Raw genomic sequence first — 24,888 nt, forward strand, 5'->3', positions numbered from 1 at the left:
TGTACTCCACTAATAAATGACGAATTGAATTGGTCATTTTTTGGAAAAAATAATTAAATATTTGTTCGTACTTTGTAAACTATTTAAATACAGAAGATGAATAAAAAGCTGAATAACATGATGGAAAACAAATGGTGGCAGGAAATTGCCGTCGTTCTTTTTTCATTCACGGTTTATACCCTAAAAAATGACTGGATGCTTTTTAGCTCTTTTAGTTCTATTTTGATGGGGATATTTTTCTACTGTATTTTATACATGCATGCCCAGTTTAACCGGTTTTTTATACTTCCCATTTTATTTAAAAACAAAAGGCCGGTAACTTATGTTTTTTTAACACTTTTAGGTGTTTTTATTTTTTCAATTGTTTTATATCAGATTACTTCTTTGAGCATGTTTGCGAATTGTCGTTTATATCAGAATTCGCATCAACGTAGTTATATCTATCAATTGGCTAGTGTTTTAGGCACTTTGGTTTGTATTTTGAGTCCGATCATTGTTTTTAAATTTTACAGGATCAATAAAAAACAGACAGATGAAACCCTGCTTTTCAACCAGATGCAGCTGAATTCATTAAAGGGACAATTGAATCCGCATTTCCTGTTTAATACTTTCAATACACTTTACGGAATTAGTCTTCAGTTTCCGGACAGAACGCCTGATTTGATCATGAAAGTATCGCAACTGATGCGCTATCAGCTCGAAAGCAATAACAAACAATGTGTTTCCCTTGAAGAGGAGCTGGAATTTATAAACAGTTATATCCAACTGGAAAAGGAACGTGTCGGGTATCGTTGCGACATTACCTACGATTGTAAAATTGACAACGAAAATGCCTATAAAGTATCGCCAATGCTGTTGATAGCCTTTATAGAAAATGCTTTTAAACACGGAACCTGTGCTATCGAAAAATGTTTTGTACGCATTATAATTACAGTCGAAAATGGTTTGCTTCATTTACACGTTGTGAATTCCATTCCGAAGAAAACCGATGTGGTTTCTACTAAAATTGGACTAAAAAATACGATTGAAAGACTGAATCTGATTTATGGAAAAGAATATAAATTAAATATTCAGGAGGATAAAAATACCTACATAGCCGACTTGAAAATACAACTGAAAAAGTTTGTGTAATGAAGGAAACCAAAAAATGCATTATTGTAGATGATGAGCCGGCAGCACATTATGTTTTGGCCAATTACATCAAACAGAATCCGCAGCTGGAACTTGTTTTTCAAGGTTATAATGGTGTTGAAGCGATGGATTATCTGCGCGAAAACAAAGTTGACCTTATGTTTTTGGATATCAATATGCCGGAAATTTCGGGAATGGAGCTGCTGAAAATTATTCCGGCCCATCCTAAAACGATTCTAACAACAGCCTACTCTGAATTTGCTTTGGAAAGTTATGATTATGGCGTGATTGATTATCTGTTAAAGCCTATTTACTTTCCAAGATTTTTAAAGGCCATTGATCGTTTCTTTGCTACAGAAAATATAAAAAGCAGAGAGGAGGAACTTGTCAATTCTGTTACTGTGAAAGTGGATGGCTATTTTATGGATATCGAATTAGACCAGTTTTTGTTTGCACAAAGTTTTGGTAATTACGTAAAAATCCACACTTTAAAAAGAACCTATTTAGCTTCAATTACAACCGCCGAATTAGAAAAATGCCTGCCTGAAAAAAGTTTTATGCGTATTCATAAATCCTATATCGTAGCATTGGATAAAATTGAAGAAAGTGAAAAAGATTTTGTCATCATTAAAAATGAAAAATTGCCCATCGGTATTACCTACAGAAGGGAATTAACGGATCGGTTAAAGAATAAATAGTTTAGAAATAAGTGCTTACTAATTCAGTTATTTCAAAAAAGAAGCCTGCTAAGATTCATTTCCTGCAGGCTTTTTGATTTATTAATTTTCAATTTATATTCTTTTGTTTTTCTTAAGATTGTAAAATTTAATCAAAAGTTTATTTTTATTTCATTTATAAGTAGTAAATTTATTACTGTTTTTTTCAGGATTATTAATTTTAATAATAGAAAAATGAGAAGAGTGTCTTTAATTTTCGCATTGTTTAGCTTCAGTTTTCTAGTGGCGCAGGAAGGAACAAATATGAAAAAAACAGTAATCCCTCCAGAACTGGTAAAAGCTGCTTTTGAAAAAGAATATCCTGGCAAAATTCCAGTCTGGTCTGAAGAATATGTGGGTGATGATAATGATGAAATTCGCTATGAAGCTAAATATAATGTAAACAATACCACAAAAGCACTTGCTATTTATGACAATTCAGGAAATATGAAAGCGTATGAGCTCCAGATTCCTTTGAGTAAACTTCCACCAAAAGCACAAACCTATCTGAAAAAAAATTATCCGGCAAAGACGATAAAAGAAATTACAGTAGTGGTGGATGATAAAAACAAAACGACTTATGAGGTGGGAATCGAAAAAGATTCAAAATTTTACGATCTCATTTTTGATAAAAATGGAGGGTTTGATGTCAGCATCGAAAAAAATTAAAACCAGTTTACTTACTAATTCAATATATTTTTAAACGACAAACCCGATACGTTTTATTATCGGGTTTTGTTTTGTATAAAATTAATAGTGAGGCTGATTATTATAAATACATGCCACCGGAAACTTCAATTCGCTGTGCGTTTACCCAGCGTGCATCTTCGGTACATAAAAAGGCAACAACCCCGCCAATATCATCCGGTAAACCAACTCTTCCCAAGGCTGTTACACCGGCTATAGTTTTGTTTAACTCCTCGTTGTCACGAACAGCACCACCACCAAAATCGGTTTCAATAGCCCCTGGTGCTACAACGTTTGCCCTGATTTGTCTTTCGCCTAATTCTTTTGCCTGATATTTTGTCAGGGTTTCAATAGCTCCTTTCATAGAAGCATACGCCGCATAACCAGGGAATGAAAATCTTGCCAGACCGCTTGATATATTTATAATTCCGCCACCATCGTTCATTATCGAAAGGGCTTTCTGGGTTAAAAAGAACGGTCCTTTAAAATGAATATTAGTAAGCTGATCAAATTCTGCTTCAGTTGTCCCCACAAAAGAATTATGAATTCCAATTCCTGCATTGTTTACTAAAAAGTCAAATTTATCGGTTTTGAAAGTATTTTTCAGAGTAAGAGAAATGTTCTCCAAAAAAGAGTCAAAAGTATTGGATTCAGCCACATTTAATTGAAGGGAAGCTGCTTTTTGACCTAAATTTTCAATTTCTTTTACCACTTCATCAGCTTCTTCTTTTTTGCTGTTGTACGTAATAATTACGTCAATTCCTTTTTTTGCAATCGCAATTGCCATATTTTTTCCTAAACCTCTGCTGCTGCCTGTTACTAAAGCGATTTTTGTATTTACTGCCATTTTATTTGTGTTTTAAATTGATGCGTCAAAGGTATAATCTGGCAAGCTTTAGAAAATTGTAAATATCAAATAGAAGTTTGCGAAATTCAAATCAGGAGATCAAAAATCAATGGCAATGTCAATATCAAAAATCAATATCAAAAGGTAACTTGAAAAAATCAACTTCAACTCCATAATCTAAATCAAATTCCAATTTCTCATTTTATGTCATCCCGAGCAACGAGGAATCTCTGTAAGTAATTCTGCAAAGATTAGAAAATTACGCTACAAAATTTATTGCGGAGATCCCTCGTCCCTCGGAATGAACTGTGTTTATAAGCAAATTTATTTTTAATTATTTTGTAAATAGTATTCATTTTTCGATGCTAAAGCAAAAGCTTGTTTGAGCAGTTTATTTGCTACAGCAATTAAAGCAACTTTTCTAGCTTTCCCTTTTTCGACTAATCTATCGTACAATTCCCTGCATGCATTATTACATTTTTTGGCAGACCATGAACAGATATATAGCATCGCCCTTATTCTGCTCATACCCATTTTACAGATCTTTGATCTTCCTTTTACACTTGTTCCAGATTCAAAAATGCGCGGACTTATCCCAATATAAGAGCTCAGCTGTCTAGCATTGTCAAATTTTGTAAATCCTCCGCTGATTACAATTAATAGAACAGCGGTTTTTCTGCCTATTCCAGGTATGCTCTGCATTTGTTTGAAAAGCCGGCTGTGGTGGCAGTTTATAATTGTCATCATTTTACTCTCAATACGGCTGATCTCAATTTCTAATCCAGCAATCATTTTATCCAGACTCTCATTCAATACAATTGATTCCATAGTATTTTGTTTAAAAGCCTCTTTCTGTCTCATAAATCCAGTTCTGGATTTATTCATCTGTTCCACATAAGCCTGCATCTGTTTTATTTCAAGGACATACTCTGCTTCAGGCTTCCATAGACCCGGATTTTCAGCCCTTCCATATTCTGCAATAATTACAGCATCTTTCTTATCTGTTTTAGTTCGAGACAGTCGCATCTGGCTAAAACGTCTTATAACCAAAGGGTTTACAACACTAAGAAATAGATTCTGATCAAATAAGTATTGCGCTAATTTTAGATAGTATGGTCCGCTGGCTTCCATTACACAAACATCCAAATCTTCATTAAGCAGTTTTTTAAAACTTGCAAAGCCTTCATTATCATTACTAAACTTGTAATGTGAATATTTATCTCTTTCATTTTTAATGGCAACATCAAAACTTAATTTTGATATATCGATACCAATGTAATTTTTGTTTTTTGTCATAACTTTGTTTTTAGGTAAAGTAAACGGAAGAAATCTGCTATTGGCTTATCAATCCTAAATACAGGCTCTTAGCCTAATGAACTGTCCAAGCTCAAAAGCAGAGAGGGAAGGAACTACCATTTCGAACAGTCTTTTTAAGACAAATGACAATACTCAGTTTTTATCTTTCCCTTTCTTCTGTTGAAAATTTTTCATTATAAATTTACTTAAAAACTAAATCTTCGATGTTTATGCAAACATAGGATGACAAACTGGATGGCAACTATATCAAAAATTAAAGACAGAAGTCAAATTTAAAACCTGAAACTTTAAACCTGAAACAAAACAAATCAGTTTCTAAAAGCTAAAGGCGTGAATGTTGTTTGTTTTTTAAAGAAATTGGAGAAATGTGCCAATTCTTCGAAACCTAACGAATAAGCAATTTCAGAAATATTCCAGTCTGTTTGTTTTAAAAGAATTTTAGCTTCTTTAGTCAAACGATTGCTAATGAGTTCAGTAGTGGTTTTTCCGGTATTTTCTTTTAGAACTTTGTTCAGATGATTGACGTGAACAGATAATCTTTCAGCAAAATCTTTAGCAGTTCTAAGTTCAAGACGCTGATGTGTGGATTCTATTGGGAATTGCCTTTCTAACAATTCAGCAAATAAAGAAGAAACCCTTGCTGCCGAATTGTGTTTGGAATAAAGTGCCGTAATAGGTTGTAATTTCTGCCCGAAGTGAATCAACTCAGCCACATAATTCCGAATCAAATCATATTTGTAGATGTAATCAGAGTTGATTTCTTTTTGTATTTTGTTGAAAATCAATTCCACTTCTAAAACTTCTTCATCAGAAAGCTGAAAAACAGGATACCCGTCTGAAGCGAAAATAGGAAGGTCGTCCAGATTGATTCCGTTTTTAGATAAAAAATCATTCGTAAACACACAAAACTGTCCGGACTGATCTGTTACCTGCGGAAGGTAGTTGTAAGGAATTTTTGGTGTTGCAAACAAGAGTCCCTGTTTCTCGATTTCAATTACTTTATCGGCATATTCAGCCGTGTTTTTTCCTTTGATCAGACTTATTTTGTAATAGGATCTGCGGTCGTAAGGCATGGCGCATTTTCCTTTAAGACGTTCAAAAAGTTCCCGGATATTAAAAATATTGAAATGACCAATTTCTTTCTGAATATCGTTTGGTAAAAGCGAGTTGGGTTCAACAGTTGAACCTTCAGTGATATCCTGATAAAATGAATCTAATGATTTCATGAGAGTGAGTTGTAAAATTCAAATATACGAAATTTTATTTCACGCATATTTTACAGATTTTAATTCTCATTTTTGTCGTAAACTTTTCAATTAAAACAAACTTCCCTGTACAAATTCGGGTTGTGCATTTCCGTTAAATGTAAAAGTATCAATTACAAAAAACTGTTTTTTAACGGAGTCTAGTTCTCGTAAAACAATTTCTTTACACAAAAATTCAATCTCAATAGTTGTAAAAATCTGGGATGCTATTTTGATATTTTCAGATGTAAGTTTTCTTCCAATCGAAATATGCGGGTCGTCACTTTTTTTCAGTTTTAAAGATTTCAAAGCTTCCTGAACCTTTTTCATCATTGGTTTTAGGTTATTTTTCGAAACTTCATTCGGGGCAATAAAAAAGGCACCGCTGTTTTCATAAGAAGAAAAATGATCCAGATAAACATGGAAAGGAGTAAAAGTATCGCAGGTTTTGAAAAGTTTTTGTTTAAAACTATCGATTTGTGAATCGTCAATGGTGAATTCGCAGATCGTAATATGTGCTACAGAATTACAGCTGTTATACCAGTTTATTTTGCTTTTTAAATAATCCTTCATTGTTTTGACAGAATCAATAACATCCTGTGAAGGATAAATCGCAACCGAATACTTTTTCTCCATTTTTAAAGCTCTCCTTTTTTAAACAACCGGTCATAAATTTCCGATTTCAACAATCCGCTTCCACCACCAAAATGCTCAATGATTTCAACTTCCGGATGTGCTTTTAAACAAAATGCTGCAAATTCTTTTTCGACATGATCCTCAATAGCAGAACTTAACAAAACAAAATCAACCTTATGCTGTAAAAAATAATCCTTGGCCAATTCTTCATCACTGAACCCAACGGCACTCCAATTTTCATTAGCATTTACCAGCCGAAGTAAAATTTCAAGTATAGGCTGATTTTTACCCAATATTAAAAAGTCATATTTTTTCATGATAAGATATTTATAGTACAAAAATAGTTTATATAAGTCAAAACCAACTTAATCCAGATTAAGAATAACATTCGATAGAGATAAAAAAATAATGTTTTGAGTTAATCGAATTCTTGTTAAAATTCGAAATTTGAGTAACAAACAAAATCAGTATTAACTAAAAAAATCAATATTATGTTACGTTGGACAGTCATTTTTATTATCCTGGCTATAGTAGCCGGAATATTTGGTTTCGGGGGTATAGCTGCCGGAGCTGCAAGTATAGCGAAAGTATTATTCTTTATATTTATCGTATTGTTCCTGTTGTCTCTGATTGGCGGCAGAAGAAAAATTTAGAACAGTATTTAAAACAATCTAAAAAAAACGACACATGTATTTCGGTAAATGTGTCGTTTTCAATTAAAATGAAAATAGAATCATGAGAACTAAAAGCGGTGCTTACCAGGATGTGTACATAAAGCGTGAAGATGAAATGGTAAGCTTGAAAAATGATGTGACGGATTTTTGCGAAAAATACATAAAACCTGTCCATCCAGAAAACTGGGACTGGTCGGTTCGTGATTTTGAAAATCCGGAAAATGACCCTACTATTGAAGAAGCAAGGGTAATTGGCCGACTTGTTTTTAAAGACCTTAGTGATGAAAAAGAAACTGACGTTGATCTTTCTACCATGAACAATGTCGAGTCGATAAAAGCATATTTAAATCCGGCAGGCAAATACGAAGCCTTTAATATGGAGGAGTTTGCTTTTGCTTTAAAAGTAGAATTGGAGCATGGTAAAATAAAGGATGTCAATGTAACCCATAATCATCCTTTTTTAACAGCTATGATTGCGCTTGCTCATATGACAGAAAGCCTGACGTATTATAAAAGATTAAAAGTAATGGAAGCCGAAGGTGAAATCTATGAAATCATGCGTAAGATAGAAAGTTCAGACGGTTTTGAAAAAGATAAATGGTACAAAGAGCTCATTAAAGCTGAAGAAGAACTTGCAGAAGCAAGAGCTGGTTTGGCGGAAAGACTTGAAAAAATGGATGATATTCCGCCTCTCGAAAAAATTGGGGATTAATTGCCATAAAAAAAACCGTTAGATTTTTTTTTGACACTGTCCTTAAAAGTGTGTAAGTTTAAAAATAACGGGGTTTGACTTTTTAATTAAAGTTGAACCCTTTTTTCAAATATAGTTAAGAACTGATTGAGTATTAATCCCCAATTATGGATTGGCATTGTCCATTTTTTGGTAGCTTCTCTTAAAGCCAAATATACAGATTTTAAAACAGCTTCATCTGTGGGGAATGATAATTTATTTTTGGTGCATTTTCTAACCTTTCCATTTAGATTTTCAATTAGATTAGTGGTATAAATTATTTTCCTAATTTCTATAGGGAAGTCAAAAAAGACTGTAAGTTCTTCCCAGTTTTCCTGCCAGGATTTAACGGCATAAGGATATTTTTGATTCCATTTAAAGGCAAAATCTTCAAGAGCAGCTTTAGCAGCTTCTTTAGTTGGAGCATCATAAATCTGCTTCATATCTTTAGAGAACTCCTTTTTATCTTTCCATACTACATAACGCGCTGAGTTACGTATTTGGTGTACTACACAGATTTGAGTCTGTGATTCAGGGAATACATTTTTAATAGTCTGAGTAAAGCCGTTTAGGTTATCTGTAGCTGTAATTAATATATCCTCAACACCTCTGGCTTTTAAATCTGTTAAAACCCCTAACCAAAAGCTGGCACTTTCATTCTTGCCTAACCACATGCCTAAAACTTCTTTTTTTCCTTCTCGATTCAGACCAACAGCAAGATAAATAGTTTTGTTAATAACCTTTGAGTTCTCTCGAACTTTAAAGACAATCCCATCCATCCAAATGATTAAATAAACAGGTTCTAACGGGCGATTTTGCCAAGCTGTTATATCATTGGAAACTGATTCGGTAATTCTGGAAATAGTGGAGGTTGATATGTCAAATTTATAGACTTCTCTTATTTGTTCTTCAATATCACTAACAGTCATTCCTTTGGCGTAAAGAGAGATAATTACATTCTCTAATCCATCAATCATGCTTTGACGTTTTGGAATAATCATGGGATTAAAAGAAGCTTCCCTGTCCCTGGGAACCTGAATGTCTGATTCTCCAAATGAAGTTTTTATTTTCTTATTGGAAAAACCATTACGAGAATTCGATGAAGCTGTCTTTTCGTGTTTCTCATATCCTAGATGAGAATCCAGCTCCCCCGATAGAATAGCTTCTATTCCTCGTTTTTGTAATTGAGCCAGAAAACCGTTTAGGTCTTCACCTGTTTTGAATTGTTTTAAAAATTCATCTGATAATAAATCTTCTTTTTTCATAAGACTGTGTAAAAGTTAAAGTTAAAAAAAATGATGGTGATTTAATAACCCCATCATTTTTTAACTTACACAGTTAGTGAGACACTACCTTTTTTTTACCGGTTTTTTTTATGCCATTTCTAAATTTTAGAATTTTCTCGGATCATTTGCAGGATAATTTTCTTCATTTTCTTCTTCCTGAACATCATCTTCCTGATATTCGTAATTATCCTCTTCTTCAATTTCTTCTTCATCCTGATCGATATCTTCCAGATCTTCTTCTGTTTCATTAAATGTGTTTTCGAATGCATCAGAAGGATTGTCAAACTCGTCATTAACCACTCTTTCATCGCCGTCAAGATCGATTTCTTCATCCATGTCATCTAAATTGTCGTCGCCTTCCAAATCTCTGTCGGAATGAAAATCATCATTTAAGTCGTCTAAATCGTCTTCATCATTTGTAATTCGTTCATCTGGATTTGGTTTATTCGGGTCGTGACCATTTCGAACTGTAAATCCCTGTTCGGCGATTTCTCTGTTAGTTTGTTTCTGTTCATTGTTCTGATACAGTTCCTCATTCATAAGGACATTTTTATCTGTATTATTTTGATCTATAGTGCTCATAATCGTAGTTTTATGGTGTGATTAAATTATTCAGCCTTATGATTATTCATTTCGTTGTTCAAACTGATCATAATCCAGGTTTTCGTCATTTTGTATACCTTCCTCTTCCTGTTGTGTTTTTTCAGGTTTGTAATAATTATCATCTTCCTGATGTTTTTTTACATATTCTTCTTCACTGATGCTTCCGTCGTTTGGAATATTCTCATTTCTAAGTATGTTTTCCTTTTTCAGCAGTTTATCAATCGCTTTTTCGATTAGCAAAGCAGCTTCAGGATCTAAAAAGCCTCCTTGAAATTTTTGTTGAAAGTACAATTGCGCGTTTTCGTAATCGTTGTATTTGTTAGTATGATATGTGATATGCGTTTTCATGATATTTGTTTTTAATAAATTGATATTACAAATTTATCTATCATTTCAAAGGAAAACCTTACACGATTTGCTCGTCTCGTTTCATAATATACAGGTGTTCATCTTGAAACTTTGAATCTAAATGATATAAGTATGTGCTTTGTTTAACAGTCTAATTTTGAAATCATTAAAAGTAATAATAGATAAAATATTAGAATTATGAAAACTGATAATAAGCAACAAAAAGAAAATGTAGAAAAAGCAAAAAGAAGCGATACGACAAAAGCAAAGTCAAATGCTGCATCGGGATTGACAGAATTGTTTGAAGATAGTCTGAAAGATATTTACTGGGCAGAAAAAGCCCTGGCCAAAGCGCTTCCAACAATGGCAAAAAATGCTACTTCAGCTGATTTGATCGAAGCATTAAATTCTCATCTCACCGAAACAGAAGAACATATTATCCGTCTGGAACAAGTTTTTGAGCTAATAGGCAAAAAAGCGGCTGCCAAAAAATGTGATGCTATGGAGGGATTAATTGAAGAGGGCAAAGGAATTATAGAAGAAACAGAAGTGGGGGTTGTACGCGATGCAGGAATAATTGCAGCGAGTCAAAAGATTGAACATTACGAAATTGCCACTTACGGAACACTAAGACAATTTGCCGAGACATTAGGGTTTGAAGAAGCAGCAGCCCTATTAGAGCAAACGCTTGATGAAGAAAAAGAAGCAGACAAAAAACTCACTGAGGTTGCTGTTAATACAATAAATGTTGAAGCAGCAGAATTGGAGTAATTTCAAAATTATTAAAAAAAGTGCAGTCCTGCTGCGCTTTTTTTAGTTTAAATTAAATGAATTATGCCGGAAGGTCCATCTATAGTGATATTAAAAGAAGCAGTACAGCAATTTTCGGGGCAAAAGATTATCGATGTTTCCGGGAATAGCAGTATTGATATTTTGAGGTTAAAAAAGAAAACGATACGTGAGTTTAAAACCTGGGGCAAACATTTTTTAATTTGCTTTGATGACTTTACTGTCAAAATACATATGCTGATGTTTGGTACTTACCGGATCAACGAAAGAAAAGAAACGGTACCAAGATTAAGACTGGTTTTTGCCGATGGGGAAATCAATTTTTACACCTGTTCTATTAAAATCTTAGAAGGGGATGTCAATCTTCATTATGATTGGGAAGAAGATGTTATGAATGAAAACTGGAACCCCGAAAAAGCAAAAAAAAGTCTGGATAAGATTCCTAAACAGATGATTTGTGATGCTTTGCTGGAACAAAATATATTTTCAGGGGTAGGAAACATCATCAAAAATGAGGTCTTGTACCGATGTAAAATCCACCCGGAATCCCGGGTTGGTAAAATTCCGAAAAAGGATATCGAAAACCTTATCGTTGAGAGCGTTGTTTACAGTTTCCAGTTTCTCGATTGGAAGAAAAATTATGAACTAAAAAAACACTGGCTTGCCCACACAAAAAAGACTTGTGTACGCTGCGAACTACCTATTATAAAGAAATATACAGGCACTAAAAAGAGAAGAAGTTTCTTTTGTACTAATTGTCAAAAATTACATCAATGAAAGATGAAGTTTTAATAGGTTGTTCCAGTTTTAATAACCGCTTTTGGAAAGGTATTTTTTACCATGAAAATCTTCCGGTATCTAAATGGTTTGAATACTATTGTGAACATTTTGATACATATGAATTTAATGGCAGTTTTTATAAATTCCCAACAATAAAGATTTTCGAAAATTGGTATAAAAAAGCGCCCGATAAGTTTATATTTTCTGTTAAAGCTCCCAAAGAAATTACACATATTAAAAAATTTGAAAATTGTAAAAACCTTATTGAAGATTTTTATACTGTTTCAAAAAATGGGTTAAAAGAAAAATTAGGCTGTATTTTGTTTCAGTTTCCACCCGGATATCACTACAGCACGGAAAGGCTTAACAATATAATTGCCAATTTAGATTCGGAGTTTAAAAATGTTATTGAATTTAGGCATGAAAGCTGGTGGAATGATGATGTCTGGGCAACCTTTCTTGAAAATAACATTACGTTTTGCAGTGTTAGTTACCCAGGTCTTCCGCAGACTGTTTTCACTGAATTTCCTTTAATTTATATTAGATTTCATGGTAATACTGAGCTTTTTTATTCGGGTTATTCTACTGCCGAATTACATCAGGTTAAAAATAAGCTGAAATACAAAAGTGCCTTTGTTTACTTTAATAATACGGCAAGTATTGAGGGAATATTGAATGCTTTGGAATTCAAAAAAATATAAAAAAAGCGGCAGTTGAATTCAATGCCGCTTTTAAAATTTTATAATTCAAGATTGCCTTCAATTCCGTCATCCATAGTTTTTCCGGTAACAAAAGCAACTGTCATTTTAGCAATTGCGACCATTTTACCGTGTTTATTGTTCCAGTAATAACCGTCTTCAGGAACAAATTTTATGATACTAAGATTAGGATCGTCTTCACCACCGGTCATCCAGACTTTAATAATTGGATTCCATAATTCTTTAATTCTTTTTCTGTCGTAAGAAACAGAAGCGTTGCCGTGAAGGAAAAGAAATTTATCGTGCGGTTGGGAAAATACTAATTCAACTTTTGAATTTTTGTTAATTTCAGCATTCTTGTTACTGTTTTTATCTGATAAGAAAAAAATATTTCCATCTTCATCAATTTCCTGAAATGACATTGGTCGTGATTGTAATTTTCCGTCTTTGTAGGTACACAGCATACAAGTTTTAATGTCCTCAGCTAAATCTTTTATTTTTTCAGCTGCAGAAGTATTTTTAAGGTCTTTTTGATCTCCCATGACTTTATTTTTAATGTTGATTTTAAATATATGTTAAAATAAAGATCAGAATTTTCTCTTTTTTAATAGTTATATAATTCATTTTTAGGATTATGATATTTCTATTTTTAATTTTTTAGAAATTAAGAATTTATTGATAATTCTATTTATTTCTCTATCTTTGAAGTCGAATTTTTTTCAAGGATACTTATGAATGATATGATTATATTCTACACGGATGATGACGAGGATGATTTAAGTATTTTTGCAGACGCTGTGGAGTCATTACAAAAAAAAATAATATTACAAACTTATACAGGAGGCGAAAAATTGCTAAATGCAATTTATAATCCGCCGCCAGTTCCAAGTATTGTTTTTTTAGATTTGAACATGCCAGGAAAAAACGGCTTTGATGTTTTGGCCGAACTGCGTAACAGCGATTTTAAAATAAATATCCCTATTATTATTTTTTCTACTTCAAATGAGCCCGGAATCATTGAAAAATGCCGTGTTCTTGGAGCCAATTTATTTATAACCAAGCCTGTACTGATGAAAGATATTGTGAAATCAATTAATCATGCATTGGAAATAGACTGGAAAAATTTTGTTCCGACAATAAGTAATTTTGTTTATAAATCATAAAGTCTTTTATAACTCTGGTAAATAAATATCGAAAGTAGCTCCTTTGTCTTTTTCGCCAGTAGCAGTGATGATTCCTTTATGGTTTTCTACAATTTTTTTTACTATTGCCAATCCAATTCCGGTTCCGGCAAATTCACTTTCAGTATTTAGACGTTGAAAAACTTCGAAAATGCGGTTTTTGTATTCCGGCTCGAAACCAATTCCATTGTCAGATATCTGAAGGTGGTAATACATTTTATCAGGAAAATCGACCTGCATCTTTATTTTACTTCCCATAATTCTGTCTGCATTAATTTCTATAATAGGAGCAATCCCATTTCTGGAAAATTTAAGCGCATTTCCAATCAGATTGTGTAATAATTGTCTGAATTGAAATGTAATAATGGTAGCTTCACCTAAAGGATGAAAATTGACAATAGCTTTTTTTTCCTCAATACGCTCATAAAAATCGCTATGCACTTCTTCGGCAATTTCATCTAAATTAGCTTTTACAAATATCCTCTCAGCTGAATTAGTTCTGGAATACATGAGCAAATCCTGAATTAAAGTCTGCATTCTTTTCGCAGAAACTTCAATCCTGCCTAAATATGTTTTGGCTTTTGCCGAAATGTTTTGTTCGTCAAGGTCAGACAAGCGGCTGGCAAAAGTCTGAATTTTTCGAAGCGGTTCCTGCAAATCATGACTTGAGATATAAGCAAATGACTGCAGTTCGATATTCATATTAATAAGATCCCTGTTTTTAAGCTCTAATTGTGCAGTACGTTCAGAAACTTCTCTTTCAAGTTTGTCCGTAAAGTTTTTCTGATCCTGAATGTCTGTGCTGGTGCCTACCCACATTTGTATATTTCCATATTCGTCTTTCTGAGCTATTGCCCGGCTTAACTGCCATCTGTATTCACCGTCATAACGCCTGAAACGGTGTTCTAACAAAAAATCGTTACCGGTTTTTACAGCCTCCATCCAGCTATTGATATTTTCTTTCTGGTCATCAGGATGTACAATTTGAATCCATCCCTGTTCTTTTAAATCATCTATAAATAACCCCGTGTATTTATAAACAGATTTATTAAAGTAATTCACGTTGCCCGATGGGTCGCTGGTCCATATGTGTTGAGGCATGGAATCTGCAAGAAGTCTGAATTTTTCCTCACTTTTCATTAAGGTTTGATGGCTGTTTTTTTCATCGGTAATATCTAAAACAGTTCCGAGCATTTTAGTAATATTTTTATTTTCATCAAAAAAGAGTTTACCGTGAACTCTGATCCAGCACACTTCAGCGTCTGGTTTGATGATCCTGCACTCATATTTATAAATACCTGTCTGAAGTGCAAGTCCGAATGCTTTTTTCAAAACAGCGAGATCGTCTTTATGTATCTGTCTTTTAATTTTTTGGCGTGTTATTACGCTGCCTTTTTCCTGTCCGAAAATTTGAGGTAAATTTTCAGAATAAATAATGTTGTCTGTTAAAAAATCTAAATCCCAGGTAGCAATTTCGGCAATTTCAATAGCCAGTCTTGTTCTTTGCTCAGCGACTTCTACTTTTTTGCGGGCTTCCACTTTATTTGTCACATCATAAACAGTAATCATTATGCCGTTTACCGTCCCATTTTTTTCAAAAAGAGGAGTATATTGATAATCGAGATAAAATTTTTCCAGTTTTTCTTTCTGTTGAATGTAAGCTATTGATTCATTTTCACGAATTGTTATTCCTTTAGAAAGGACATCATTTAAGAGTTCGGGATATTTTTGATCCAATAGTTCAGGGAATACCTCCAGAATAGGTTTCCCAATGGTTTCATCTGTCTTTCTTTGCCAGATTTTTTCCATCATTGCATCATTAGCTATTTCAATGACATGGTTTTTTCCCCTGAAGATCGTCATGGCTAGCGGTGATTCCATTACAAATTTCCGGAATGCTTTTTCACTTTCTGCCAAAAGATGACGTGATTTTACAGCTTCTGTTACTTCATAGCAAACAGTAATAACACCGGTAATCTCATCATTTTCTTCCCTTAAAGGATAGAAAACCAAATTAAAATAACCTAATTCTTCCTTGCCATGACGGTTTAAAGTTACCGCAAGTTCATCCGTATAATAAGGTGTTCCATCGTTATAAACTTTTGAAAGTAAAGGATAAACTGTTTTTCTTGCTTCCGGGACTGCTTCAAAAAGCGGCTTTTCCAGAATTTCATCCTTGCTTTTATCGATAATCTTAAGGTAGGTGTCGTTTGCTGTTTCTACTACTAAATCGCTTCCTTTTAAAATTGCGATTCCAACAGGAACCTGTTTTATAGTATTCCTGAATTTTTTTTCACTTTCTTCTACTTTATTTCGGGCACAAACCTGTGTAGTAACATCATTTGCAATAGCTACAATTCCTGAGATAGTTCCGTCAGGCTCTTTTAAAGGTTCATAAACAACATTTATAAAAGTGTTTTCAATCTTACCATTTCTTGTTAACCGTACCGGGAGTTCATAATCCCTGAAAGTTTCACCATTTGTATATACGTTGTCCAAAATAGCTTCTAGTCCCTGACCTGCAGCTTCCGGAAGTGCCTCAAAAATAGGTCTGTTTATAACTTCATGTTCCTTTCTTTCCCAAATTTCCAGCATACGTTCATTGGCTATTTCAACAACATATTCCTTGCCTCTAAAAATACACATTGCATTTGGTGTCTGAAGAATGTTATTAAGATAACGTTTGTTGCTTTCTTCTAATTTTTTGACCAGGTTGACCTTGTCTGTTGTTTCATTGCAAATAACTAAAACACCTGTCGGTTTACCTACTTCGTCGTTAACCGGGCTGTAACTGAAAGTCCAGTATACATCTTCCATTTTTCCGTTTCTGTAAATGGGCAGCAATTGATCTTCATGCCAGGTTGCTTCTCCATTTATGAGCACATTGTCAATAAGAGGTTTTATGAAATCCCAGATTTCAGGCCAGAAATCAGCTCCTTTCTCACCTAAAATAAAAGGATGTTTTCCCTCGTTTCCGAGGCTTGGGCGATATGCATCATTATAAAAACAAATATGTTCAGGTCCCCAGAATAAAAACATAGGGAATTTCGAATTTAAAAGTATGCCAAGTGTTGTTTTTAGACTTTGTGGCCATGTCTCAACAGGACCAACTAAACTTTTACTCCAGTCTTTAGCCCTTGTTAATTCTCCCATTTCCCCGCCTTTTGCCAGGAAATCCTGATTTATGTGAATCATTTTTAATTGAATATTATAAAAAAAAGAGATGATGCTTAGAATCAATAAATGTAGTGATTTATAAATAAATTCTTAGGCCATAAAGTTCTTAAAATTGTACTTTTTGCATTTTTAACAGATCATCTGAATGAGATAAAAAAAAAATTTTTTGAGTTAAAACGTCGGTTTTAAAAGGATGAACTTTGCTAAGTAAGGTTTGGGAAACTTTAAAATAAATCAAATAATTCAAATTGCCATGAAGAACGAACTTTCAAAACACGAATTAGAATATCTTGATGAATATCAAAAAAAAGGATATTGCTGTAATTTTTTATTTCAGGACGGAACCCTTTTAGAAACCGAATCGAAATATTCTTATCAGCCTGAAGAAATTTTTATTGTTGCCCATCACCGATATGAGGGAATGAGCAATCCTGAAGATATGTCGATTTTATATGTTATAGAAACAGGAGATGAAAAAAAAGGAACTTATTTATTAGGATATGGACCTGCTGGAGATTTAGAAGCGGCTGAATTTTTTAAAGACATACCAGAAAAAAATTATTCGGCTAATGCTGATATACAAAAGCTCACTTAAAAGTAATTTTAGATTTATAGATAAATAGGTTAAGGATTTTTTTATTTTGCTGAAAAAACAGCTGTTTTGGACATTGTGTCTGGATCAGCTGTTTTTGTTTTTGCACGAATTTACATAAAGTATTAATTATGAAAGTTGTACGAAAAATTATATAACACTAAATGTTTGTAGTTGGACGAAATTTGAATTGTTCAAAAGAAGATGATTATGTAATAGTTAAAAATTTGAACACTTAATTATTTGAACTTTTAATTATTATCAAATGAAAAAACTTTACTTAAATACAGGCGGGATTAATACCATTTTTAACGATCTTAAAGATAGTCTTAATGGAACTTTGACTTTAGAAAACAATCAATACAACTTAAAAGTTAAGTCCAAAAATGCAAACGGAACTATAAGCGGTATTACGCTTAATAAACAAATTTCATACATTCAGTTTGATATTGTTTTTAATGAAGATATTGAATTGAGTATGGAGTCATTTGCTAATTCACCAATTCTGTTTACGTATTGTTTTGAAGGCAATGTCACACATAGCTTCGGGATTAACGGCGAAAGAAAAATAATAAAACCGAATCAAACAGGTATCATACGAAATACTTCCAATATTAATAGTGTTTTGTATTTTGAAGGGTATAAACATATAAAGTTTGCCATGATTTGTAATAATACCTATCATGCAGCAGTATCTGAAAACAGCAAATTGTTTTTAGATTTAAAAAACAGATTTGTAAGCAAGTCAGGGAGTTATATCTATGTGGGGCAGCAAAATTCAAAAGTTACTGAAAAAATTAAAGAGTTCAATGCTCTTCCTCAAAAAGGAATCGTTAAGAACCTCTTGAAATATCGAATTTTAGAAAATATCCTGCAAATTGAACTTGACCAGCATACTTATGGATATAGAAAAAATATACAGCCAATTTTATCATTGGCAAACAGACAAATAGTAGAGCTAAAAAGGGTTTCGAACTTTAATGTTCTTGAAATATTCTCAGGAGCCGGTTTATCAGGACGAAATTATTTTCCAAGATTATTAAAAGAAAAATATCATTTGCCCTTTAATAAATCATACAATCAAAAACTAGTTAGCTAATAAGCCTTATATATTGAAAAAAAACAGCTTTTACCAAAGCTGTTTTTTTTATTACAGAGTTTACGATTATTGTTCTTTTTCGTAGTAAATTAGAAAATAAACCATAATTAAATTTAAAAATAAAGAAACGCTATTCGTAACGATTATAGGTAAATCTTTTTTCAAAATCCCGTAAACAACCCATATAGCGATTCCAAATGTCAGGACGCCAAAGGTAAGCAGTGAAATTTGTTTTACCTTTTTTGTTTTCCAGACTTTTATAATTTGCGGAATTACCGAAATGGTTACGCAAATACCCGCAAAAAGACCAATCACATCAATATAATTCATAATTTTGATTTTTTAGTTAGCCTCCTACAAGTTCACCGCCGTTAATGTGAATAAATTGGCCGGTTATATAACTACTATCCTCAGAAGCTAAAAAAACATAAGCCGGACCAACTTCAGAAGGCTGACCTGCACGCTCCATTGGATTGTCTTTTCCAAAATCAGAAACCTTATCGAATGTTGCAACAATCAACGGTGTCCAGATAGGTCCGGGAGCCACTCCGTTAACCCTGATTTGTCTTTTTGCCAGCATAGTTGATAATGATCTGGTAAAAGTTAGAATGGCACCTTTTGTACTCGAATAATCCAAAAGATGTTCGCTTCCTCTGTAAGCCGTAACCGAACTTGTATTTATAATGCTGTCACCTTTATCTAAAAAAGGTAAAGCGGCTTTAGTTATATAAAAATAGGGGTAAATGTTGGTCTCGAATGTTTTTTGAAGTTGTGCTGCAGTAATCTTTTCAAGTTCATTCTGAGGAAACTGAACTGCTGCGTTGTTTACAATTATGTTTATTTTACTAAAAGTTTTTACACAGCTTTTTATGGCGCTTTTACAGAATTTTTCATCTTTCAGATCACCGCTTATTAACAGGCATTGCTGGCCTTCTTTCTCAATAAGCTCTTTTGTTTTTTGAGCATCTTTGTCTTCATTCAGGTAAACAATTGCAATATTTGCGCCCTCCCTGGCAAAATGTACAGCAACACTTCGTCCGATTCCGCTGTCACCTCCTGTTATAAAGGCTACTTTTCCCAAAAGTTTTCCGCTTCCGTTATAATTTTCTTTAATAATTTCTGGTTCAGGGTTCATTAAATATTCGTTGCCGGGCAAATCTTGTTTTTGTTCAGGAAATGTTTTTATCTTTTTCATAACTCATTGTTTTTTACATACTATCTACTAAAATAGCCCTAAACCCCAGTAAGTATTGACTTAAAAGAATTTTAGATTGTCGCAAAAGGTGTTTTGATTTATAAATAATATCAATATGGGAATTATGTAATTAATATCTTTTTAAATAAAAAAAGTGTTAATTTTTTTTTAGATATATTTGAGGTTTTATAAAATTTAACTTAGAAGTAAATTTTCAAAATTTACAGTAACTATAACACTTTAGCTTACAAATAGATGGTATTAATTGTAGACGATATAAAGGCAAATATACTTGCCCTAAAAAAAACTTTAGAGCTGCATAATATCGATGTAGACACCGCAGAATCAGGTGAAGAGGCGTTAAAGAAAATTTTACAGATAAATTATTCCCTCATCATAATGGATGTTCAGATGCCTGGACTGGATGGTTTTGAGGTAGTGAAAATCCTTTCCGGAAACAAAAAAACAAAAGATATTCCTGTTATTTTTCTTTCAGCACTTAATATAGAAAAAAAATATATTTTTAAAGGTTATGAAACCGGTGCAGTAGAATATATTACGAAGCCGGTTGACTCTGATTTGCTGATTTTAAAAGTAAAAACATTCCTTAAGATTTACGAACAGCAGAATCAGTTAAAAGAGATGAAAGAGCTTCTGTCTAAAGAAATCAAAATTAGAAAAGAAGCTCAGGATAACCTGGAAATAAAAATTACAGAAAGAACCAAAGAATTAATAATAAAGAATGAAGAACTGGAACTTAAAAATCATGAACTTCAGCAGTTTGCATGGGTAGTTTCACATGATTTGAATGAGCCAATCCGAAAGATTCAGATTTTTATTAAAATCATTAAAGATTTATATCTTGCCAAAGATGATAAAGCGGTTGATTATGTAAACCGAACTATTAAATCAGCTGAAAGAATGCAGACTTTAATTACTGATTTACTCGCTTATTCAAGATTATCTGCAAAAGTACAGCCTGAAAAAACAGATTTGAATGAAGTTTTGCAAGAAGTGCTTTCTGATTTTGATTATCTGATCGAGCGTAAAAATGCTACAATAAAAACTAATGTACTTCCCACAATTGATAGTATTCCGAGCCAGCTGAGGCAGGTTTTTCAAAATTTGATCGGAAATGCCCTTAAGTTTTCTAATAATAGCGAAAATCCAGTAATCGAAATCACTTCAGAATTGATTGAAACTAAAGATTTCGATGCAAGCCCTTCTCCAAACGGAAACTATTGCCGTATCACTGTAAAAGATAACGGAATTGGTTTTGATGAAATTTACCTGGACAGGATTTTTATCATTTTTCAGAGTCTGAATGATCGTCAAAGTTATGAAGGAACAGGTATTGGGCTCGCTATAGCCAAGAAAATAATCGAAAAACATAACGGATTAATTACTGCCAAAAGCCAAATTGGCAAAGGGGCAAGCTTTATTATAGTTTTACCTTTAGAATATCAGGAAATAAAATAATTAATATAAAATAGCATTAGATTGAATCGCCATAAGAAGACATACTAACGATTTTATGCGAATTGCATTACAGGAAAAAGAGAAATATAACCAGCATATGAAACAAAACAACTTTAAAAGAAATTTATTAATCAGTTCATTAGTTTCTTTAATTATATTAATGATAAGCTCTACAGCTTCATTTTTAAGTATAAGAAGCCTTTTAAACAGCAACTACTGGGTAAACCACACTCAGGAAGTGATTTATAATCTTAACGAAGGAATATCAATACTTACCGATGCCCAGACGAGTATGCGGGGTTATTTAATAACCGGAAATGAACAGTTTCTGGACCATTACAATGATGCCGAAAAAAGATCGGATAAGATTTTTGGCATAATGGACGAACTTACACAAGATAATCCTTCCCAGCAAAGAAACCTAAAAGAAGTAAAGGAACGTACGAATGTTTTTTACAAATACCTTCACAACCTGGTAGTAAAAAAACGATTGGGCGGGCAAACTGCTACTTTTGATCTGAACGAAGGAAAAAAAATGATGGATGAACTTCGTGCATACTACAAAGGCATTGAAAATACTGAACAGGTACTTTTAAAGCAACGAAATGCTAATTCTCAGCGATATGGTAATTATAGTTTTATTTTAATTATTGCAGCTTTCATAATCGCTTTTATTATAACAATAATGTTCTTACTGCGTATTTTAAAAGATTATAATGAACGTTCTTTTCTTCAGGAAGAGTTAGAAAAAAAGGACAGGGAAACTGCCGAAAGAATTCACGCAATAAGTACAGTTGCATCTAATATTTCACAGGGAAATTACGATATAAGGGTCGATGATACAAAGTCTGATGCATTAGGCAGCGTTGGAGAGTCTTTAAACAGTATGGGGATTTCCTTAAAATCATCTTTTGATTTATTGTCTCAAAAAGAATGGCTGCAGACCGGTATTGCCCAGCTAAATAATGTGATGATTGGAGATAAGGAACTCGAAACACTATCGAAAGACGTTATTGAATTTTTGTGTCAATATACGAAAAGCAGTGCTGGCGTTATTTATTCAACAGAAGGGGATGAATTGTATGCAATTTCGGGCTACAGTTATCTTCCCAACAAAAGCAGGGAACACATCAAAAAGGGAGAGGGATTGATTGGGCAATGCGTGGCTTCAAGAAAAATACTGGAATTAAAATCATTTTCTGAAAATGATGTTCAGATTACCTATGCCCTTGGTGAAATAAAACCTAAACATATTGTTGCTGTCCCTTTAATTGATACCAAAATTGAAGGTGCTTTTGAATTAGCAAATGTAAAAGAGTTTACTGCAATTGATTTAGAATTTCTACAGACTGTTTCCAATAATATAGCGATTGCCATAAAATCAACCCAAAACAGAAAACGTGTTTTGGAACTTCTTGAGGAAACCCAGGCACAATCAGAAGAGTTAAGAATTCAGCATAGTGAACTCGAAGCTATGAACGCCGAATTGGAAACCCAGACTGAAAAGCTACAGGCTTCAGAAGAAGAATTAAGGGTGCAGCAGGAAGAGCTGGAACAAACCAATGAAGAGTTATCAGAACGAAGTGTGTTATTAGAAGAAAGAAATACTGAAATTCAGAAAAAATCTGAAGCACTGGAACTTACTACCCGCTACAAGTCGGAGTTTTTGGCCAATATGTCACATGAGTTAAGGACTCCTTTGAATTCTATTTTGCTCTTAAGTCGTTTATTATCTGAGAATAATAACAAAAGCATGAATTCTGAAGAAATTGAGTTTGCTAAAGTGATCCAGAGTTCAGGCAATAGTTTGCTAGGCTTAATTGATGAAATACTGGATTTATCTAAAATTGAAGCCGGTAAAATGGAGCTGGAGTTTTTAGATGTTTCGACCAAAGAAATAACAGACAATCTGTCAAGTTTATTTTCGGTAGTAGCAAAAGAAAAAAAGATAGACTTTGAAATCATCGCCAAAGATGCGCCTGTAGTTATAAAAACCGACAAAATGCGTTTGGAGCAAATCCTTAAAAATCTAATTTCAAATGCGATTAAATTTACAGAAAAAGGATCTGTAAGCTTAGAAATTAAGTTGAATGACGACGATGATAAAATAATCTGTTTTATTGTAAAAGATACCGGAATCGGAATTCCATTGGATAAGCAGCCATTGATTTTTGAAGCTTTCCAACAGGCAGACGGATCTACGAAAAGAAAATATGGCGGAACCGGTTTAGGCCTTTCAATAAGCAGGGAACTGGCCAAATTGCTTAAAGGAGAAATTATCTTGCATAGTAAAGTAAACGAGGGAAGTACTTTTACCTTATGCCTTCCTGTTTTTGGTTCTGAAATGAAAAAGGTAACAGTCGAAAAAACAACTGCAATAGAAATTGAGCCAAATGAAATTCCTGATGCGGAAAATCAAAAATACAATTATATCAGTACTGTTATCCCGGATGAAATTGAAGATGACCGAAATTCTATTTCACAAGATGATAAAGTTATTTTAATTGTTGAAGACGATATTAATTTTGCAAAATCATTATTGAGCTTCACCAGGGAAAAAGGATATAAAGGAATCGTTGCTGTACGAGGGGATTATGCATTAAATTTTGCGTTAATATACAAACCAATTGGTGTTTTACTTGATATAGAGTTGCCTGTAAAAAGCGGATGGGAGATTTTAGAAGAGCTTAAAAATAACTCGCAGACCAAACATATTCCGGTTCATATTATGTCATCGCATAAGCTGAAGCAGGAGAGCTTACTAAAAGGAGCGGTTGATTTTCTGGACAAACCTGTCGCGTTTGAAAAAATTCCGGAAGTTTTCATGCGAATAGAGCATATTATCAGTAAAGAAGCGCAAAAAGTACTGATTATTGAGGATAACCCTAAACATGCCAAAGCTTTGGCTTACTTTTTAGGAAGTAATAATATCAATTCTGAAATTAAAAGTGAAGTTTCTGAAGGATTAAAAGCACTCAATAAAAGTGAAATAGACTGCGTAATTTTAGATATGGGAATTCCTGATAAACAGGCTTATGAAATTCTGGATGGCGTTAAGAAAAGTCCGGGCTTGGAAAATCTTCCTGTAATTGTATTTACCGGAAAAAGCTTGTCCCTTAAAGAAGAAGTAAAAATTAAAAAATATGCCGATTCTATAATCGTAAAAACGGCGCATTCATATCAGAGAATGCTGGACGAGGTATCTCTGTTCCTGCATTTGGTTGAAGAAAATAAAGGTTCGGAAGGCAAAAAGCAAAGCCATAAGAAACTGAATTTACTTAATAATATTTTATTTGATAAAACGGTTTTAATTGTAGATGATGATGTTCGTAATATTTATTCGCTGACAAAAGCGCTTGAAGTCTTTAAAATGAATGTAATAACTGCATTTGATGGTAAGGAAGCTATTAAAATGCTTGAAGACAATCCAAATACAGACATCGTTTTACTGGACATGATGATGCCAAATATGGATGGGTATGAAACAGCAGAAAAAATACGAAGCAATCCAAAGCATTTAACTTTGCCATTAATTGCCGTTACAGCAAAAGCTATGACTGGAGACCGGGAAAAATGTATCAGGGCAGGAGCTTCAGATTATATCACGAAGCCAGTAGATATTGACCAGCTGCTTTCATTGCTGCGAGTATGGCTGTATGATAAAGTTTAATTAAAAAGT

Annotated in this window: 25 protein-coding genes; 13 read left to right on the top strand and 12 right to left on the bottom strand. The window is 33.3% G+C overall.

The genetic code is table 11. From position 1 onward, the window contains the following. The first annotated feature begins 96 nt into the window (after positions 1-96). The 3 genes from OZP09_RS21870 to OZP09_RS21880 all read left to right on the top strand — a co-directional run bounded on the left by OZP09_RS21870 (position 97) and on the right by OZP09_RS21880 (position 2,516). A complete protein-coding gene (locus OZP09_RS21870; RefSeq protein ID WP_269235737.1) occupies positions 97-1,131 on the top strand; it encodes a sensor histidine kinase in 1,035 nt (344 codons plus the stop codon). After that, entirely contained in the window at positions 1,131-1,829 is a 699-nt protein-coding gene (locus OZP09_RS21875) for a LytR/AlgR family response regulator transcription factor (RefSeq protein WP_269235738.1), read from the top strand. Before OZP09_RS21870 ends, OZP09_RS21875 begins: the two co-directional genes overlap by 1 nt. Before the next feature lie 213 nt (positions 1,830-2,042). Next, positions 2,043-2,516: a PepSY-like domain-containing protein gene (locus OZP09_RS21880; RefSeq protein WP_281310006.1), complete on the top strand. Its 474-nt coding sequence runs from the start codon at positions 2,043-2,045 to the stop codon at positions 2,514-2,516. A 100-nt stretch (positions 2,517-2,616) separates the two neighbouring features. Here the strand turns inward: OZP09_RS21880 and OZP09_RS21885 are convergent, their stop codons facing one another. From OZP09_RS21885 to OZP09_RS21905, 5 genes are all read right to left on the bottom strand, one after another. Next, positions 2,617-3,381, bottom strand: a complete 765-nt coding sequence (locus OZP09_RS21885) for an SDR family NAD(P)-dependent oxidoreductase (RefSeq protein WP_269235740.1) — start codon at positions 3,379-3,381, stop codon at positions 2,617-2,619. A gap of 330 nt (positions 3,382-3,711) precedes the next feature. After that, positions 3,712-4,677, bottom strand: a complete 966-nt coding sequence (locus OZP09_RS21890; protein ID WP_269235741.1) for an IS110 family RNA-guided transposase — start codon at positions 4,675-4,677, stop codon at positions 3,712-3,714. Between the two features lie 329 nt (positions 4,678-5,006). Beyond that, complete coding sequence (locus OZP09_RS21895; RefSeq protein ID WP_269235742.1) at positions 5,007-5,924, bottom strand: helix-turn-helix domain-containing protein; 918 nt, start codon at positions 5,922-5,924, stop codon at positions 5,007-5,009. A 90-nt stretch (positions 5,925-6,014) separates the two neighbouring features. Then, positions 6,015-6,578, bottom strand: a complete 564-nt coding sequence (locus OZP09_RS21900; RefSeq protein WP_269235743.1) for a 2'-5' RNA ligase family protein — start codon at positions 6,576-6,578, stop codon at positions 6,015-6,017. Between the two features lie 2 nt (positions 6,579-6,580). Next, positions 6,581-6,895, bottom strand: a complete 315-nt coding sequence (locus OZP09_RS21905) for a hypothetical protein (RefSeq protein ID WP_269235744.1) — start codon at positions 6,893-6,895, stop codon at positions 6,581-6,583. A gap of 174 nt (positions 6,896-7,069) precedes the next feature. On the opposite strand from OZP09_RS21905, the gene OZP09_RS21910 reads away from it, so the two are divergent. Then, positions 7,070-7,231 (top strand): DUF1328 domain-containing protein, encoded by a 162-nt coding sequence (locus tag OZP09_RS21910; RefSeq protein ID WP_269235745.1) that lies wholly within the window; start codon positions 7,070-7,072, stop codon positions 7,229-7,231. A gap of 82 nt (positions 7,232-7,313) precedes the next feature. After that, entirely contained in the window at positions 7,314-7,964 is a 651-nt protein-coding gene (locus tag OZP09_RS21915) for a DUF5661 family protein (protein WP_269235746.1), read from the top strand. An 86-nt stretch (positions 7,965-8,050) separates the two neighbouring features. On the opposite strand, the gene OZP09_RS21920 is transcribed toward OZP09_RS21915, so the two are convergent. From OZP09_RS21920 to OZP09_RS21930, 3 genes are all read right to left on the bottom strand, one after another. Then, positions 8,051-9,247: an IS256 family transposase gene (locus OZP09_RS21920; RefSeq protein WP_281310007.1), complete on the bottom strand. Its 1,197-nt coding sequence runs from the start codon at positions 9,245-9,247 to the stop codon at positions 8,051-8,053. Between the two features lie 126 nt (positions 9,248-9,373). Next, a complete protein-coding gene (locus OZP09_RS21925) occupies positions 9,374-9,850 on the bottom strand; it encodes a hypothetical protein (protein WP_269235747.1) in 477 nt (158 codons plus the stop codon). A 42-nt stretch (positions 9,851-9,892) separates the two neighbouring features. After that, positions 9,893-10,219 (bottom strand): hypothetical protein, encoded by a 327-nt coding sequence (locus OZP09_RS21930; RefSeq protein ID WP_269235748.1) that lies wholly within the window; start codon positions 10,217-10,219, stop codon positions 9,893-9,895. A 198-nt stretch (positions 10,220-10,417) separates the two neighbouring features. Between OZP09_RS21930 and OZP09_RS21935 the strand changes: the two genes are divergently transcribed. The 3 genes from OZP09_RS21935 to OZP09_RS21945 all read left to right on the top strand — a co-directional run bounded on the left by OZP09_RS21935 (position 10,418) and on the right by OZP09_RS21945 (position 12,489). After that, positions 10,418-10,990 carry a YciE/YciF ferroxidase family protein gene (locus OZP09_RS21935; RefSeq protein ID WP_269235749.1) on the top strand — a complete coding sequence of 191 codons (573 nt, stop codon included), beginning with the start codon at positions 10,418-10,420 and terminating at the stop codon, positions 10,988-10,990. Positions 10,991-11,053: 63 nt separating this feature from the next. Further along, a complete protein-coding gene (locus OZP09_RS21940) occupies positions 11,054-11,785 on the top strand; it encodes a DNA-formamidopyrimidine glycosylase family protein (RefSeq protein WP_281310008.1) in 732 nt (243 codons plus the stop codon). Next, a complete protein-coding gene (locus OZP09_RS21945; protein ID WP_269235752.1) occupies positions 11,782-12,489 on the top strand; it encodes a DUF72 domain-containing protein in 708 nt (235 codons plus the stop codon). The genes OZP09_RS21940 and OZP09_RS21945 overlap by 4 nt, the downstream gene beginning before the upstream one ends. 38 nt (positions 12,490-12,527) lie before the next feature. Here the strand turns inward: OZP09_RS21945 and OZP09_RS21950 are convergent, their stop codons facing one another. Next, positions 12,528-13,028 carry a pyridoxamine 5'-phosphate oxidase family protein gene (locus OZP09_RS21950; RefSeq protein WP_269235753.1) on the bottom strand — a complete coding sequence of 167 codons (501 nt, stop codon included), beginning with the start codon at positions 13,026-13,028 and terminating at the stop codon, positions 12,528-12,530. A gap of 189 nt (positions 13,029-13,217) precedes the next feature. Between OZP09_RS21950 and OZP09_RS21955 the strand changes: the two genes are divergently transcribed. Further along, positions 13,218-13,649, top strand: coding sequence for a response regulator (locus OZP09_RS21955; protein ID WP_281310009.1), 432 nt, complete (start codon positions 13,218-13,220; stop codon positions 13,647-13,649). A 6-nt stretch (positions 13,650-13,655) separates the two neighbouring features. Here the strand turns inward: OZP09_RS21955 and OZP09_RS21960 are convergent, their stop codons facing one another. Next, positions 13,656-16,862, bottom strand: coding sequence for a PAS domain S-box protein (locus tag OZP09_RS21960; RefSeq protein WP_281310010.1), 3,207 nt, complete (start codon positions 16,860-16,862; stop codon positions 13,656-13,658). 235 nt (positions 16,863-17,097) lie between these two features. Between OZP09_RS21960 and OZP09_RS21965 the strand changes: the two genes are divergently transcribed. After that, positions 17,098-17,439 carry a hypothetical protein gene (locus OZP09_RS21965; protein WP_281310011.1) on the top strand — a complete coding sequence of 114 codons (342 nt, stop codon included), beginning with the start codon at positions 17,098-17,100 and terminating at the stop codon, positions 17,437-17,439. Positions 17,440-17,701: 262 nt separating this feature from the next. Continuing rightward, positions 17,702-18,535, top strand: coding sequence for a hypothetical protein (locus OZP09_RS21970; protein ID WP_269235755.1), 834 nt, complete (start codon positions 17,702-17,704; stop codon positions 18,533-18,535). 66 nt (positions 18,536-18,601) lie between these two features. Here the strand turns inward: OZP09_RS21970 and OZP09_RS21975 are convergent, their stop codons facing one another. After that, positions 18,602-18,865 carry a SemiSWEET family sugar transporter gene (locus OZP09_RS21975; protein WP_269235756.1) on the bottom strand — a complete coding sequence of 88 codons (264 nt, stop codon included), beginning with the start codon at positions 18,863-18,865 and terminating at the stop codon, positions 18,602-18,604. Positions 18,866-18,881: 16 nt separating this feature from the next. Continuing rightward, entirely contained in the window at positions 18,882-19,730 is an 849-nt protein-coding gene (locus OZP09_RS21980; RefSeq protein ID WP_281310012.1) for an SDR family oxidoreductase, read from the bottom strand. 255 nt (positions 19,731-19,985) lie between these two features. On the opposite strand from OZP09_RS21980, the gene OZP09_RS21985 reads away from it, so the two are divergent. Then, positions 19,986-21,209, top strand: a complete 1,224-nt coding sequence (locus tag OZP09_RS21985) for a hybrid sensor histidine kinase/response regulator (protein ID WP_281310013.1) — start codon at positions 19,986-19,988, stop codon at positions 21,207-21,209. A gap of 55 nt (positions 21,210-21,264) precedes the next feature. After that, positions 21,265-24,879: a response regulator gene (locus OZP09_RS21990; RefSeq protein WP_281310014.1), complete on the top strand. Its 3,615-nt coding sequence runs from the start codon at positions 21,265-21,267 to the stop codon at positions 24,877-24,879. Positions 24,880-24,888 lie beyond the last annotated feature (9 nt).

The organism is Flavobacterium flavigenum (genome assembly GCF_027111255.2).
Taxonomy (GTDB): domain Bacteria; phylum Bacteroidota; class Bacteroidia; order Flavobacteriales; family Flavobacteriaceae; genus Flavobacterium; species Flavobacterium flavigenum.

Bases quoted from the DNA above. Each gene is read 5' to 3' on its own strand.
- OZP09_RS21905 (WP_269235744.1), bottom strand. From the start codon at position 6,895: ATGAAAAAATATGACTTTTTAATATTGGGTAAAAATCAGCCTATACTT.
- OZP09_RS21925 (WP_269235747.1), bottom strand. From the start codon at position 9,850: ATGAGCACTATAGATCAAAATAATACAGATAAAAATGTCCTTATGAAT.
- OZP09_RS21870 (WP_269235737.1), top strand. From the start codon at position 97: ATGAATAAAAAGCTGAATAACATGATGGAAAACAAATGGTGGCAGGAA.
- OZP09_RS21885 (WP_269235740.1), bottom strand. From the start codon at position 3,381: ATGGCAGTAAATACAAAAATCGCTTTAGTAACAGGCAGCAGCAGAGGT.
- OZP09_RS21890 (WP_269235741.1), bottom strand. From the start codon at position 4,677: ATGACAAAAAACAAAAATTACATTGGTATCGATATATCAAAATTAAGT.
- OZP09_RS21880 (WP_281310006.1), top strand. From the start codon at position 2,043: ATGAGAAGAGTGTCTTTAATTTTCGCATTGTTTAGCTTCAGTTTTCTA.
- OZP09_RS21990 (WP_281310014.1), top strand. From the start codon at position 21,265: ATGCGAATTGCATTACAGGAAAAAGAGAAATATAACCAGCATATGAAA.
- OZP09_RS21970 (WP_269235755.1), top strand. From the start codon at position 17,702: ATGAAAAAACTTTACTTAAATACAGGCGGGATTAATACCATTTTTAAC.
- OZP09_RS21935 (WP_269235749.1), top strand. From the start codon at position 10,418: ATGAAAACTGATAATAAGCAACAAAAAGAAAATGTAGAAAAAGCAAAA.
- OZP09_RS21895 (WP_269235742.1), bottom strand. From the start codon at position 5,924: ATGAAATCATTAGATTCATTTTATCAGGATATCACTGAAGGTTCAACT.
- OZP09_RS21945 (WP_269235752.1), top strand. From the start codon at position 11,782: ATGAAAGATGAAGTTTTAATAGGTTGTTCCAGTTTTAATAACCGCTTT.
- OZP09_RS21930 (WP_269235748.1), bottom strand. From the start codon at position 10,219: ATGAAAACGCATATCACATATCATACTAACAAATACAACGATTACGAA.
- OZP09_RS21980 (WP_281310012.1), bottom strand. From the start codon at position 19,730: ATGAAAAAGATAAAAACATTTCCTGAACAAAAACAAGATTTGCCCGGC.
- OZP09_RS21910 (WP_269235745.1), top strand. From the start codon at position 7,070: ATGTTACGTTGGACAGTCATTTTTATTATCCTGGCTATAGTAGCCGGA.
- OZP09_RS21875 (WP_269235738.1), top strand. From the start codon at position 1,131: ATGAAGGAAACCAAAAAATGCATTATTGTAGATGATGAGCCGGCAGCA.
- OZP09_RS21965 (WP_281310011.1), top strand. From the start codon at position 17,098: ATGAAGAACGAACTTTCAAAACACGAATTAGAATATCTTGATGAATAT.
- OZP09_RS21950 (WP_269235753.1), bottom strand. From the start codon at position 13,028: ATGGGAGATCAAAAAGACCTTAAAAATACTTCTGCAGCTGAAAAAATA.
- OZP09_RS21975 (WP_269235756.1), bottom strand. From the start codon at position 18,865: ATGAATTATATTGATGTGATTGGTCTTTTTGCGGGTATTTGCGTAACC.
- OZP09_RS21915 (WP_269235746.1), top strand. From the start codon at position 7,314: ATGAGAACTAAAAGCGGTGCTTACCAGGATGTGTACATAAAGCGTGAA.
- OZP09_RS21940 (WP_281310008.1), top strand. From the start codon at position 11,054: ATGCCGGAAGGTCCATCTATAGTGATATTAAAAGAAGCAGTACAGCAA.
- OZP09_RS21920 (WP_281310007.1), bottom strand. From the start codon at position 9,247: ATGAAAAAAGAAGATTTATTATCAGATGAATTTTTAAAACAATTCAAA.
- OZP09_RS21985 (WP_281310013.1), top strand. From the start codon at position 19,986: ATGGTATTAATTGTAGACGATATAAAGGCAAATATACTTGCCCTAAAA.
- OZP09_RS21955 (WP_281310009.1), top strand. From the start codon at position 13,218: ATGAATGATATGATTATATTCTACACGGATGATGACGAGGATGATTTA.
- OZP09_RS21900 (WP_269235743.1), bottom strand. From the start codon at position 6,578: ATGGAGAAAAAGTATTCGGTTGCGATTTATCCTTCACAGGATGTTATT.
- OZP09_RS21960 (WP_281310010.1), bottom strand. From the start codon at position 16,862: ATGATTCACATAAATCAGGATTTCCTGGCAAAAGGCGGGGAAATGGGA.